Origin of the sequence: Rhodococcus oryzae, assembly GCF_005049235.1 — a bacterium.
Lineage (GTDB): Bacteria > Actinomycetota > Actinomycetes > Mycobacteriales > Mycobacteriaceae > Rhodococcus_G > Rhodococcus_G oryzae.
In genome coordinates this window covers 295,772-308,082 of sequence record NZ_SUMD01000006.1, presented here as the reverse complement: position 1 = coordinate 308,082, position 12,311 = coordinate 295,772, and the positions used below count along the sequence as shown (strand labels likewise).

Below are 12,311 nucleotides of genomic sequence, written 5' to 3'. Positions count from 1 at the left end.
ACTACCCGCGCCTCGCCCTGCCACACACCTGGGTGGAGCGCGCGCTGTGCCGCGCCGAGCACCCCGATCAGATGTTCGTGCGCGGCGCCGCCCAACGCGAGGCGGCCGCCGCGTGCCGCCGGTGCCCTGTCATCGTCCAGTGCGGCGCCGAGGCCCTCGACAACCGCGTCGAGTTCGGTGTCTGGGGCGGGATGACCGAGCGTCAGCGCCGGGCGCTGCTCAAGCGCCACCCGAACGTCGAGTCGTGGGCCGAGCTGATGAGGTCCACCGAGCCGGTGCGCGCGACCGCCGGCTAGATCCGGGCGCCTTGCCGACTGCGACGACGCCACCGGGTTGGGACAGATTCGCGAGATCTTTGGCGAGTCAGCGCGATATCGACCGAACGCCGGAGCCGCTGCGTACGATCAAACCATCTCGCTGGAACACCTCTCGGAGGCCGACGTGAGCGGACTTGGTATCGATCTCGGAACCACCAATACTGTCGTCGGCACCCCCGAAGACGGCATCGTCCTGAACGAGCCATCGTTCATGCTCGTTCGAGAAAAAGATCCGCACCACGCTCTCTCGATCGGCATCGACGCGCGCGACCTGGTCGGCCGCAATCCCGTGGGAGTCACGCCCGTTCGTCCGATGCGCGATGGGGTGATCGTCGACCTCGAGTCGGCCAGGGCATTCGTCACGGCCGTCATCAAACGCGCGGCCCCGAGCAGACACTACGGTCTGCGGCCGAAGGGGGTCTTCTCTGTTCCTGCGGGCGCCACCTCTCTCGAGCGACGGGCACTACTCGAGGTCGGACACGAGGCCGGCCTGCGCAAGGTCGGGTTGATCCCGGAGCCGGTCGCTGGGGCACTCGGCTGCGGGATCAACCCACTCGAACCCCGCGCCCACCTTGTCGTCGATATCGGCGGCGGCACTTCGGAAGTCACGGCATTCTGTTTCGGTGGCATGCTCTCGCATCGCAGTTGCCGACTGGCGGGGGATGAACTGACCAACGCGCTGTCTCACTACCTGCGGACCGAGCACAACATCATCGTCGGCGAGCTCACCGCCGAGCGAGTGAAGGTCGGTGCGCCCGAGACCTCCGAGGGGCAGTCCCTCGTCGTCGAGGGCCGCGACGCCGTGACCGGCCGGGCACGGCTGGTCACACTCGAGACCGAGGAGATCGTGGATGCGCTGCGGCCGACCGCGATTGGGATCGTGCAGACACTGGCCGAATGTCTGGAGGACATTCCCGCGCAGGCGATCGGTGACGTGATGTCGGAGGGGCTCCTGGTGCTCGGCGGCGGGTCGCTTCTACGCGGCCTGTCGCAGCTGCTCGAAGAGTCCTTCGGGCTCCCTGTGAAGACGGCCGAGCGCCCGCTGACCTGCGTCGCCGAAGGTGCGACCGCGTGTCTCGACCACCCCGAAGTGGTTGCCGCCTACAGCGACTGATCGGCCCTGATCCGCTCGACGGCGATGGCCTCGTGCGGGCACGGGATCAGCGGTTCGGCACCGCCCGGGGTTGCGCGAGGTAACGCTCGAGGAGTTTCTTGGCAACGGGCCCGGACGTCGCCGATCCGAAACCACCGCCACGGACCAGCACCGAGACCACGATCTCCGGAGCGTCGAAGGGCACCACCGCCGAGAACCAGGCATTGAGACCCTTCCCTGGCGCCGACGGATCCTCCGCCGTTCCCGTCTTGGCACCCGCCGCAACCGGCAAGGTGGCCAGCTGCCCTGCGGTACCGGCTGCGGCAGATGCCCGCATCCCCGCTCGCACGGGGCCGAGTTGGTCCGCGAAGGACAGCCGACGGGGCTCCGCGGTGGGAATGGGTAAGGCGTCCGGCCCATACGCCGCCGCAAGCTGGGGTGTCACCGTCGAGCCGGTGGCGATGCCCGACGTCCAGCGCGCCAACTGCACCGGAGTCGCGCTGACGGTGCCCTGACCGATCCCCATCAGCAGCGTCGACCCGGGATACCAGGTTCCCCCGATGTCGGCGACGTTCTCCGGTGTGCCGAGGAACCCCACGGATTCGCCGGGCAGGTCGATCCCCGATTCCTCGCCAACACCCAGCTCGGTAGCGGTCGCCGCTATTCGTTCGGGGCCGAGGAGATCCGCGAGTTGGTAGAAGTAGACGTTGTCCGACCACTGGAGCGCGCCGACCAAACTGTTCGGTCCCATCGGTTGCCAGTTCGCGAATGTGTGTCCTCCGTAGGTGTATGCCGCACCGCCTGCGAGTACGGCGTCCGGCGACAGCACGTTGTACTTCGCGTTCGCCGCAGCGACGACGATCTTGAAGACCGAGCCCGGCGGTGCCGCGGACTGGGCGGCGTGGTTGAGCATCCGTCCCGGCCCGGGCCCCTCGGTCTGTGCCGCCAGCGCGACCGTGTCGACCGGGGGGCCGTAGAGGTTGTTGTCGAATCCGGGCACGCTGGCCAGCGTCAGTACCGCCCCGGTGCGGGCGTCCATCACGATCGCCGCGCCCATGTCGCCTCCACTGGTGCGCACCGCGTCGGTCAGCGCATCGGTCGCGAGCCGCTGCAGCCCCATGTCGAGGTGCAACCGCAGGTCGTGTCCTCGCACCGGGTCCACCCGCTCGCCGGTGGCCACCAAGCGCCCGGAGGGAGCGACGTACATGCACTGCTTGCCGTCGGTGCCGCGGAGCAGCGCGTCGTACTGCTTTTCGAGTCCCGCTTTGCCGACCCGTGATCCGAGGGCGAGGTGCGGCCAGCGTTCCATGTCCTGCGGGTCGGCAAGCCCGACGTGCCCGAGGATGGATGCCGACGACGCTCCGTCGGGGTAGTGCCTGCGCCCGGTCGGGTACACGAGCACCCACGGGATCTGGGCGTCCACGATCCGCCGAGCCTGCTCGGGCGTCACCCGTCCCAGAGCGACCTCCAACTCCTCGCCACCGGTCTCCAGGGTCGCCGCCAGCTGTTCCGGCGTGACGCCGAGCAGCGCGGCCAGTTGGGCGCGCACGGGCCCGTCGTCACGGTCGAACATTCGGGCAACCACCGCAACGGCGTACTCGGGGACGTTGTACGCCAGCGGCTCGCCGTTGCGGTCGAGGATGTGACCCCGCTCGGCGGGCAGGCGGATGCAACGTTCCATCTGCCCGTCGCTCATCGTGCGCAGTTCCACACCCCGGCCGCTCTGCAGCTGCCACGCGAACACCGACATCGCGAGGAGCATCGCAGTGACCGTGACGGCGCCTGCCGACACTCCTCGGGGCAGGCGGCGCCGTCTGGACTCGGTGGCCCACAGGGGACGCGCGACGCCGTCGCGACGGATCGCGAGCACCAGCCCGACCGCGACGAATCCGAGGATTGCGGCCGTGCCCCCGTAACTGAACAGGGGGATCGGCATGCCGGTGTGTGGGAGGAGCGACAGGCTCGCCGCGATCGAGACCACGGCCTGCACTCCGAACAGCCCGCCGATCCCGGCTGCGACGAGGGCGGCCTCCCGGGTCCGTGCCGTTCGGGCGGCGAGTGCAGAACGCCACACGATGATCATCGTGGCGATCACGACTGCCAGGCCTGCGAACAGACCCCATCCGTACACCAGGCTCGCGAAGGCGAGGTCGTGCTCCGATTCCGGAAGGTATTCGGCCCTCAGGTCGTAGAACGGTTCACGACCCAGACCGAACCATCCGCCGCTGCCGATCGCGATGTCCGCCTGCAGCGCTGCCCAACCCGACCCCTGCGTGTCGGCATTGCTCGACAGGAACACGTGAATCCGCTCGAGCTGGTAAGGCTTGAGAAACAGCACGGCCAGCGGCAACGAAGCGATCCCGAGCGCGAACAGCGGTAACAGCGGCAGCAGCGGAACCCTGGCCAGGATCAGCATGATCACCACGGTCGACACGAGCACAACGGCGGTCGACAGGTCGGGCTGCAGCGCGACGAGACCGATCGGCACACTCGAGATCAGCAGGGTCGTCGCGAACCGGCCGAGGGTGTACCCACCCGCCAATATCGCCGCGGGGACCAGGACCAGGGCCAACTTGGCGAGCTCGGAGGGTTGAACGGTGAACAGGCCGAAGTTCAGCCAGCGCTGGGCACCCTTGGTCGCGACCCCGATGAGCGGCACAGCCGCGAGCAGGACGACCGAGGCGGCGAACAACGTCCAGCCGAATCGTCGGAGGTTGCTGGGCCGCAGGCGCGAGATCGCGTACATCGCACCGAGGCCGACGACGGCGAAGAGTGCGTGGCGTACGGCGTCCGTCGACTTCCCCGTCGAGATCAGGTTGAGCAGGCCGAGAACGACGAGGGCGATCGCCGCCCCGACGAGCCAGGGATCGGATTCTCGCTGGTGCGCCTGCATGCGACCACGCCTCAGCAGGTTGCATTCTCGGCGGGCACGAATGCCGGCTCCGACGCGGCCGCGGCCGGGGCGCTGGTCAGCCCGGCGACAGCAAGCGCGGGGGCGCGCGGCAGGATGACGCTGGCGATGCCGTACACCTGCTGCCCACCCGGCGGCACCGGCATCGTGACGTCATTGCCCGGATGGACGGCTCCGGAGCATCGCTCGTACACGCTCACATGCCAGGTCACGGAGCCGACGTTCGCCGCGGGATCGACGTGGACGTCGACCCGCATGGTGCACAGTTGTCCCGTCGAGCATTCCCCGTTGGCGAAGGTGGCAGTGACCCGGGAGATCGGCCCCGCGCTGCCTGGAAGACCGGTATGGACCGGACCCGGCTCCGCGGTTCCTTGTGCGGTCGGCGAGTTCTCCTGGTCGGCTTCGGGCGCCGGTGGCGGCGGCGAGACCGGACTGATGTGATTCTGCTCCGACGGGTTCACCGGATGGAGAACGGTGTCCCAGCCCCGGCGCAGCTCCGACCACGCACCGGGCGCCGCCCACACTGCCCCGACGAGCAACAGGATCGTCAGCAGGCCGAGTACACCCCGGCGACGCGACAGCCGTCTCCGTTTCCGATGCCACGGATTCCCGATGGGCGGATACCAGCCCTTCGGGGCGAGCGACGATCCGGCCGCCGGGGCCGGCAGGCTCTGCGAGTTCGCGCGGTCCGTCACCACCCGATCGGCCGCGAGCGCCCGTCCCCTTGTCGCCGAGACGAGCTCCGCGAGCTGGCGCCGCGTCCTTCCCACCGTGGACGGGTCGAGCTCCGATGCGACCGCGCCGCGAACCCCGTGCGCCAGGTTGGCCAGATCTGTTGTTCGGGCGATCGATTCGTCCAGCCGGTCGGCGAGCGCGTGATCACGACAGTTCGTCGCGATGCTTCGGAGCAAACTCGCCACCGCATCCCGCACGTCGTGCCAGGACGCCGCACTCCCGGTGCGATCGATCGCGAGCTGTCCCCGGTCGGACACCCTCACCGCGTGGTCCCGGAGGGTCGGGTAGCCGTCCCGGCTCCGCACCAGCTCGAGCTGATCGATCACATCGGTGACGAGCAGCGCGGCCTGCGCCGGTGTCAACGTCGCAATCGCGAGCAGACCGCGGAGAACTACACCACCGCGCGCGTCATGGTCGATTCGCTGTGCCGGCTCGGGTCGGGGTTGCGCCGGCTCGCTTCTGCTCACGGAGAGCCCCAGCACTGCTTCGCTCATCGCGCGTCCCGAAACTCTGGGCCCCCGCGCGCGTGTACGACTGACCGGTACGGGTGGCCGGCGGATCTTGGGTTAGGGCGTACTCGCTGTCGAAATCTATTCTGTCTCTGAGCATTCCATTAGACCAGGCAGACGAGGTTCAGGGATTGCGGAACGAAGATCTCGTTACTCATCCGAGACGCCGCGGCGAACCGGATCTCGAACCGTTACCCGACCAGGACACGTGACTCAGATCCAGACACCCTTGCCGATCGCGACGACGCCACCGGGGCTGATCGCGAAGCGCTGCCGGTCGCGCTCGAGGTCGACGCCGATGATCTCGCCCTCGCCGACCACCACGTTCTTGTCCAGGATCGCGTGCCGCACCACCGCGCCTTTGCCGACGCGGACGCCCGGCATCAACACGCTGCCCTCGACGGTGGCGCCGTCGTCGACCATCACGTTGGAGCTGAGCACGGAATTGCGCACGGTCGCGGCGGACAGGATGCAGCCGGCGCCCACCACCGACTCCTGGGCGAGCCCGCCCTGCACGAACTTGGCGGGCGCCAGGTTCTCCGCCGCGCCGCGGATCGGCCAGCGCCGGTTGTAGAGATTGAACACCGGGTGCACGGACACCAGGTCCATGTGTGCCTCGTAGAACGCGTCGAGGGTGCCGACGTCCCGCCAGTACCCGCGATCCCGGTCGGTGGCGCCGGGCACCACGTTGTCCTTGAAGTCGTAGACATTGGCCATCCCGGCGGCGACCAGCGCGGGGATGATGTCGCCGCCCATGTCGTGGTCGGAGTCCGAGTTCTCCGAGTCGGCGCGGATGGCGTCCACCAGCACCTTCGTGGTGAACACGTAGTTGCCCATCGACGCGAACGTCACGTTCGGGTCGTCCGGGGTGCCGGGCGGATGCGCCGGCTTCTCCAGGAACTGGGTGATCCGGCCCGACTCGTCGCTGTCGATGCAGCCGAACGCGACCGCCTCGCTGCGCGGCACCCGGATCCCGGCCACGGTGACCCCCGCGCCCGAGTCGATGTGGTGCTGGACCATCTGCTCGGGATCCATCCGGTACACGTGGTCGGCGCCGAACACCACGATGTACTCGGGGTCCTCGTCGTAGACAAGGTTGAGTGACTGGAAGATCGCGTCCGCGCTGCCGGTGTACCAGCGCGGACCGAGCCGCTGCTGCGCCGGGACAGGGGTGATGTACTCCCCCGCGAAACCCGACAGCCGCCACGTCTGCGAGATGTGGCGGTCGAGGGAATGCGACTTGTACTGGGTCAGCACACAGATCCGGAGATAACCGGCGTTGACCAGGTTGCTGAGCACGAAGTCGATCAGGCGGTAGGCCCCGCCGAACGGCACCGCCGGCTTGGCCCGGTCAGCGGTCAAGGGGTACAGACGTTTCCCTTCGCCTCCGGCGAGCACGATTCCGAGCACATGCGGCTGGCTCCTCACCCTGTCAACCTATCGGCCGCGCCTGACCCCCGCCAGCGGTAGCCCCAAGTCGGCTCGGCGGCTACGTTTATCGCGTGCGGGTTGCGATGATGACCAGGGAGTACCCCCCGGAGATCTACGGTGGCGCGGGAGTCCATGTCACCGAGCTCGTGGCTCAGCTCACGCGGCTCTGCGATGTCGAGGTGCATTGCATGGGCGAGCCCCGCGAGGGCGCCATCGTGCACCGCCCCGATCCCGCTCTGGCAGGCTCCAATCCCGCGCTGACCATGCTGTCGGCGCAGCTGCGGATGGCGCAGGCGGCGGGCGCGGCCGACGTGGTGCACTCGCACACCTGGTACACCGGCCTGGCGGGCCATCTCGCAGGCGAGCTCTACGGGGTGCCGCACATCATGACCGCGCACTCGCTCGAGCCCCGGCGCCCGTGGAAGGCCGAGCAGCTCGGCGGCGGCTACCGCCTCTCCTCCTGGTCCGAACGCAACGCGGTCGAGTACGCCGACGCCATCATCGCTGTCAGCGCCGGCATGCGCCTCGACCTGCTCGACGCCTATCCGTTCGTCAATCCGGATCGAGTGCACGTGGTGCGCAACGGGATTGACACCGATGTCTGGTACCCGGACTTCGGCGGCGAACGCCCGACCTCGGTCCTGCGCGATCTGGGCGTCGACCCGGACGCTCCCATCGCGGCGTTCGTCGGCCGGATCACACGGCAGAAGGGCGTCGGCCACCTGATCGCGGCGGCCCACGACTTCGATCCGGACGTGCAGCTGGTGCTGTGCGCCGGTGCGCCCGACACCGCGGAGATCGCCGAGGAGACCGAGCGGGCGGTCGCGAAGCTGTCCGAGGCGCGGCGCAATGTGTTCTGGGTCAGGGAGATGCTGCCCACCGCGCAGGTCCGGGAGATCCTGTCCGCGGCAACGGTGTTCGTGTGCCCGTCGGTGTACGAGCCGCTCGGCATCGTGAACCTGGAGGCGATGGCCACCGAGACCGCGGTGGTGGCCTCGGACGTCGGCGGCATTCCCGAGGTGGTCGAGGACGGCGTCACCGGGACGCTGGTGCACTACAACTCCTACGAGCCGCAGGCGTTCGAGCACGCGCTGGCCACGGCGGTCAACGCGGTCGCCTCCGACCGCGACCGCGCGGCCGCGATGGGCCGGGCGGGCCGGGCACGGGCGATCGCCGAGTTCTCCTGGGAGGAGATCGCCAAGCAGACCGTGGCGGTCTACCAGGCCGCGGCCGAGGGCTACACCGGGCGTCAGCCCGCCGCCGGGAGCGGGCGGTAGCTGCTGATCGTGACGGAGGCCGTCACCGTCGAGGTCTCGGGCAATCCGGCGATACGCTGCGCCCTCGCCTCGTCGCCGAGGTGACGGGCCGATGGGCCCATCGCGATCAGGCTGTCGACATCGGTGCGCGAGAGTGTCATCGGGTACTCGACGGCGACCCGCTCGGCCCGCTCGAAGTACCCGGACATGCTGGCGCCGAGGCGCACCGTCTTGTTCTCGTCCACCCGAACCAGGCCGAGCAGGTCCACGAGTTCACGCAGGTGCCGATCCGTCGGGGTCAGCACGATCAGTGTTCCGTCCGGCCGCAGCACCCGGCGCAACTCCGCGGCGTTGCGCGGGGCGAAGATCGACAGCACATGGCTGAGGGCGTGCGCGCGGACCGGCAGCTGGGTCCAGATGTCGGCGACCACCGAGCCCACCCGGGGATGGCTGCGGGCGAGCCATCGCGCGGCGGCCTTGGAGACGTCGACACCGATACCCCGCGCCGCGGGCAGAGCGTCGAGAACGGCGGCGAGGTAGTGCCCGGTACCCGCGCCGACCTCGAGCACCGCCGGGTCCACCGGGACATCGGTGGCGCACGCGCGCGCCACCGCGTCCATCAGCGGGTCGAAATGGTGGCCGTCGAGGAATCGAGCACGGGCCGCGATCATCTCGGCGCTGTCGCCGGTGAACTTCGCGGCCCCGGACAGCAGGCTGACGTAGCCCTGCCTGGCGATGTCGAAGCTGTGTCCCTGTTCGCACAGCAGGGTGCGATCGGCGACGTCCAGTCCTCCGCCGCAGTGTGGGCAGGCGAGCAGCCCGACGACCTCGGCCAGCATCGGTCCGCCTCTCTGTCGATTGCACCGCAAAGACCCCGCGAGCCGAGGTGGCAAGCGGGGCCGTATGCCTGAAGGTTCGCGTCCGACAAGGGCGCCGCACCGAACCTTGCGAGGAGTTAGCTGGTGACGCCCTTCAGCTCGTCTCCGAGCGCGGCGGCTTCTTCCGGGGTCAGCTCGACGACGAGCCGACCTCCACCCTCGAGCGGAACCCGCATGACGATTCCTCGCCCTTCCTTGGTGGCTTCGAGGGGACCGTCACCGGTCCGGGGCTTCATGGCCGCCATTACCTGCTCCCTCCAGATCTGCGCTGACAAGCTCTGCGCCTAGGCTTACCGTCGGTACCCCGACAGCTGTTGTCGGGGATCACATGTGCCATTCTTCCCTATTGCAAGGAATGCCGGGAACCTGAGTCTCGTTTCCGATCGAATGCGGACCGGAAACCGGGGTCAGCGGCGCACCTCGACCCAGCAATCGAGCAGGTGATCGTCGACCATCCCGGTCGCCTGCATCAGGGCATATGCCGTGGTGGGACCCACAAACTTGAACCCCCGGCTCTTGAGTTCCTTGGCCATGGCCGTCGATTCCGCGGTCACCGCGGGAACTTCGCCGACGGTACGTAACCGGCTCGGGCGTGGCTCGGGGGCGAACGACCAGAGCAGCGAGTCGAGATCGGTGTCCGGCATCTCGAGCACCGCCCGCGCGTTCGCGACGCAGGCCTCGATCTTCGCCCGATTGCGGACGATGCCCGGATCGCCGAGCAGTCGCTCGACGTCGTCGGCTCCGAACGCGGCCACCGCCTCGACCGCGAACCCCGCGAACGCGGAGCGGAAGGCCTCCCGCTTGCGGAGCACGGTGATCCAGGACAGCCCCGACTGGAAGGCCTCCAGGCACAGCCGCTCGAAGAGCTCGTCCCGACCTCGCAGGGGCACACCCCATTCCTGGTCGTGGTAGTCGCGGTAGATCCGAGATCCCGACCCGTCGACCGCCCACGGGCACCGGGTCCGGCCGTCGTAGGACACGTCCTCGCTCATGGCTTCTCCGGCCCGGAGACCGGCGCCTCGCGCAGGCTCGCCAATTCGCCCCGCAGCGAATCGATCTCGCGACCCAACCGATCCAGCGCCCAATCCACCTCGGCGGACTTGTACCCGCGCACGGTCTGCTGGAACCGCAGCGCGCGGACGTCCGCGCCGGTGACGTCCTCGGCAGGGAGCATGGTGGCTGTGGTCCCCGGCGGCAGCGGGGCCATCTCCTCACCGCGCCCGAACACCGCCGAGGCGGCCAGGAACAGCAGCCCACCGACCAGCGCCATGATCAGCAGATAGAGCAGCACCGTGAACATGATCCGATCCTGTCACGGCGGTCCGACATGCGCCGCAACCCGGTGACCCGCCTGCCCTACGACCTGAGCGTGTTCATCGGCGGCCGGTCCGCCAGCGACACCTCGGTGGTCACCGGGACGAACGAGTCGCCCTCGGCCAGGAACTGCGTCAGCCCCGCTCCGGAATCCTCGATACCGCACCGGCGGAGCATGGTGCCGATGATCTGCCTGCTCATCACGCCGAGCTCGACCAGCGGCCGGTTGCGGTGCTTGCGCACCCCCAGGTTCACCTGGCCGATGGCGCTGAGCCCGAGCCGGTCGTAGGTGTCGAGCAGCAGCCCGATCTCCACCCCGTACCCGGGCGCGAACGGGACCGCGGACAACAGTTCCCTCGTCCCCGCGTACTCACCGCCGAGTGGTTGCAGCACCGAGGTCAGCTCGGGCCGCATCGCCGCCAGCAGCGGTCGCGCGACCAACTCGGTGACCCGGCCGCCGCCGTTCGCATCCTCGGTCCCGCTGACCCGCAGCGGCCGCCGGTAGTACCCCTTCACGAGGTGGATGCCGTCGACCGTCAGCAGCGGGCCGAGCAACTTCGGCACGAACTCCGGGTCGGGGTTGATCAGGTCGGAATCGACGAAGGCGATCAGGTCGCCCGTGCTCGCCGCGATCGAGCGCCAGAGCACCTCGCCCTTGCCGGGGACCGGCGCGAGGCCGGGCACCGCCTGCTCGCGACTGACCACGGTGGCCCCCGCCGCGGCGGCCCGTTCCGCGGTCTCGTCGGTTGACCCGGAGTCGAGCACGATCAGCTCGTCCACCAGGCTGCCGAGCAGCGGATGGATGGTGTCCACCACCGCGGAGACCGTCTTCTCCTCGTTCAGTGCGGGCAGCACGACGGACACCGTCCGGCCTGCCTTCGCCGCGATCAGGTCGGCGATGCTCCACGCCGGGTGGTCCCAGCTGTTCGCCTCCGACCAGACACGCTCACCGCTCGTGCTCGTCCTCATGCCAGCCCCCTGACCGTGCGGGCCGGCGCCCTGGTGCCGATGATCGCGGCGACCATGTCGACCACTCGTCTGGTGGATGCGACCTCGTGGACCCTGAAGACTCGGGCACCTTCTGCGGCTGCCAATGCTGTTGCTGCCAACGTACCCTCCAACCGCTCGGCGAGTTCTACACCTAGAGTCTCCCCGATAAAATCCTTGTTGCTCAGTGCCATCAGGACAGGCCACCCGGTGTTTACAAGAACGTCCACGCGCCGCAACAACTCGAGCCCGTGGAAGGTGTTTTTGCCGAAATCGTGGGTCGGATCGATGAGGATCCCGTCGGCGGGGACGCCGAGATCGCGCGCCCGCTGCGCCGCCGTCACCACCTCGTCGACCACATCCGCGACCACGTCCGTGTAGCGGACGCGGTGCGGCCGGGTCCGGGGCACGGCGCCGCCGGTGTGCGAGCAGACGTATCCGGCGCCCAGTTCGGCCGCGACCTCCACCAGCGTCGGATCGGCACCGGACCAGGTGTCGTTGATCAGGTCGGCGCCCGCACCACAGGCCAGCCTGGCGACAGGGCCGCGCCAGGTGTCCACGGAGATCAGCAGGTCCGGGTACCGGCCGCGGATCGCCTTCACGAACGGCACCACCCGGCGGATCTCCTCGGCGGTGTCCACCTCGTCTCCCGGGCCCGCCTTGACGCCACCGATGTCGACCAGGTCCGCACCCTCGTCGACTGCCCGGTGGACGGCCGCCATGGCCGCCTCATCGGTGAAGGTGGCGCCCCTGTCGTAGAACGAATCCGGGGTGCGGTTGACGATCGCCATCACCAGGGCCCGATCGGTCGCCACCGGCTTGCCGCACAGGGTCGGCGAGGCCGCGAGGTGGGGTTCGGTCATGGGCTTCATAGTGACAT

Annotated in this window: 12 protein-coding genes; 3 read left to right on the top strand and 9 right to left on the bottom strand. The window is 69.1% G+C overall.

Annotated features, from left to right (window positions below; all coding sequences use genetic code 11):
- Window positions 1-17 precede the first annotated feature (17 nt).
- Window positions 18-296: a WhiB family transcriptional regulator gene (locus FCG67_RS25195; protein ID WP_246045099.1), complete on the top strand. Its 279-nt coding sequence runs from the start codon at window positions 18-20 to the stop codon at window positions 294-296.
- A gap of 145 nt (window positions 297-441) precedes the next feature.
- Window positions 442-1,431, top strand: coding sequence for a rod shape-determining protein (mreB, locus tag FCG67_RS15095; protein WP_136910542.1), 990 nt, complete (start codon window positions 442-444; stop codon window positions 1,429-1,431).
- Window positions 1,432-1,477: 46 nt separating this feature from the next.
- Here mreB and FCG67_RS15090 read toward each other — a convergent pair whose 3' ends face one another.
- The 3 genes from FCG67_RS15090 to glgC form a co-directional block, all read right to left on the bottom strand.
- On the bottom strand, window positions 1,478-4,303 hold the full coding sequence (locus FCG67_RS15090) for an FtsW/RodA/SpoVE family cell cycle protein (protein WP_136910541.1): 2,826 nt from the start codon (window positions 4,301-4,303) through the stop codon (window positions 1,478-1,480).
- An 11-nt stretch (window positions 4,304-4,314) separates the two neighbouring features.
- On the bottom strand, window positions 4,315-5,550 hold the full coding sequence (locus tag FCG67_RS15085; RefSeq protein ID WP_136910540.1) for a hypothetical protein: 1,236 nt from the start codon (window positions 5,548-5,550) through the stop codon (window positions 4,315-4,317).
- 228 nt (window positions 5,551-5,778) lie between these two features.
- Window positions 5,779-6,993, bottom strand: a complete 1,215-nt coding sequence (glgC, locus tag FCG67_RS15080) for a glucose-1-phosphate adenylyltransferase (RefSeq protein WP_136910539.1) — start codon at window positions 6,991-6,993, stop codon at window positions 5,779-5,781.
- 74 nt (window positions 6,994-7,067) lie between these two features.
- On the opposite strand from glgC, the gene glgA reads away from it, so the two are divergent.
- Window positions 7,068-8,273 (top strand): glycogen synthase, encoded by a 1,206-nt coding sequence (glgA, locus tag FCG67_RS15075; RefSeq protein WP_136910538.1) that lies wholly within the window; start codon window positions 7,068-7,070, stop codon window positions 8,271-8,273.
- On the opposite strand, the gene FCG67_RS15070 is transcribed toward glgA, so the two are convergent.
- From FCG67_RS15070 to folP, 6 genes are all read right to left on the bottom strand, one after another.
- Window positions 8,246-9,091 carry a putative RNA methyltransferase gene (locus tag FCG67_RS15070; RefSeq protein WP_136910537.1) on the bottom strand — a complete coding sequence of 282 codons (846 nt, stop codon included), beginning with the start codon at window positions 9,089-9,091 and terminating at the stop codon, window positions 8,246-8,248. The two genes, glgA and FCG67_RS15070, sit on opposite strands and share 28 nt — an antisense overlap.
- Before the next feature lie 116 nt (window positions 9,092-9,207).
- The gene (locus tag FCG67_RS15065; protein WP_003931055.1) at window positions 9,208-9,375 is read right to left on the bottom strand and encodes a DUF3117 domain-containing protein; all 168 of its coding nucleotides are present in this window, start codon (window positions 9,373-9,375) and stop codon (window positions 9,208-9,210) included.
- A 162-nt stretch (window positions 9,376-9,537) separates the two neighbouring features.
- On the bottom strand, window positions 9,538-10,122 hold the full coding sequence (locus FCG67_RS15060) for a DNA-3-methyladenine glycosylase I (protein WP_136910536.1): 585 nt from the start codon (window positions 10,120-10,122) through the stop codon (window positions 9,538-9,540).
- A complete protein-coding gene (locus FCG67_RS15055) occupies window positions 10,119-10,430 on the bottom strand; it encodes a DivIVA domain-containing protein (RefSeq protein ID WP_136910535.1) in 312 nt (103 codons plus the stop codon). The genes FCG67_RS15060 and FCG67_RS15055 overlap by 4 nt, the downstream gene beginning before the upstream one ends.
- 56 nt (window positions 10,431-10,486) lie before the next feature.
- Window positions 10,487-11,413 carry a glucosyl-3-phosphoglycerate synthase gene (locus FCG67_RS15050; protein ID WP_136910534.1) on the bottom strand — a complete coding sequence of 309 codons (927 nt, stop codon included), beginning with the start codon at window positions 11,411-11,413 and terminating at the stop codon, window positions 10,487-10,489.
- Window positions 11,410-12,303 carry a dihydropteroate synthase gene (gene folP, locus FCG67_RS15045; RefSeq protein WP_136910533.1) on the bottom strand — a complete coding sequence of 298 codons (894 nt, stop codon included), beginning with the start codon at window positions 12,301-12,303 and terminating at the stop codon, window positions 11,410-11,412. Before folP ends, FCG67_RS15050 begins: the two co-directional genes overlap by 4 nt.
- Window positions 12,304-12,311 lie beyond the last annotated feature (8 nt).

Bases quoted from the DNA above. Each gene is read 5' to 3' on its own strand.
- FCG67_RS15090 (WP_136910541.1), bottom strand. From the start codon at position 4,303: ATGCAGGCGCACCAGCGAGAATCCGATCCCTGGCTCGTCGGGGCGGCG.
- FCG67_RS15085 (WP_136910540.1), bottom strand. From the start codon at position 5,550: ATGAGCGAAGCAGTGCTGGGGCTCTCCGTGAGCAGAAGCGAGCCGGCG.
- FCG67_RS15070 (WP_136910537.1), bottom strand. From the start codon at position 9,091: ATGCTGGCCGAGGTCGTCGGGCTGCTCGCCTGCCCACACTGCGGCGGA.
- FCG67_RS15065 (WP_003931055.1), bottom strand. From the start codon at position 9,375: ATGGCGGCCATGAAGCCCCGGACCGGTGACGGTCCCCTCGAAGCCACC.
- FCG67_RS15060 (WP_136910536.1), bottom strand. From the start codon at position 10,122: ATGAGCGAGGACGTGTCCTACGACGGCCGGACCCGGTGCCCGTGGGCG.
- FCG67_RS15055 (WP_136910535.1), bottom strand. From the start codon at position 10,430: ATGTTCACGGTGCTGCTCTATCTGCTGATCATGGCGCTGGTCGGTGGG.
- FCG67_RS15050 (WP_136910534.1), bottom strand. From the start codon at position 11,413: ATGAGGACGAGCACGAGCGGTGAGCGTGTCTGGTCGGAGGCGAACAGC.
- folP (WP_136910533.1), bottom strand. From the start codon at position 12,303: ATGAAGCCCATGACCGAACCCCACCTCGCGGCCTCGCCGACCCTGTGC.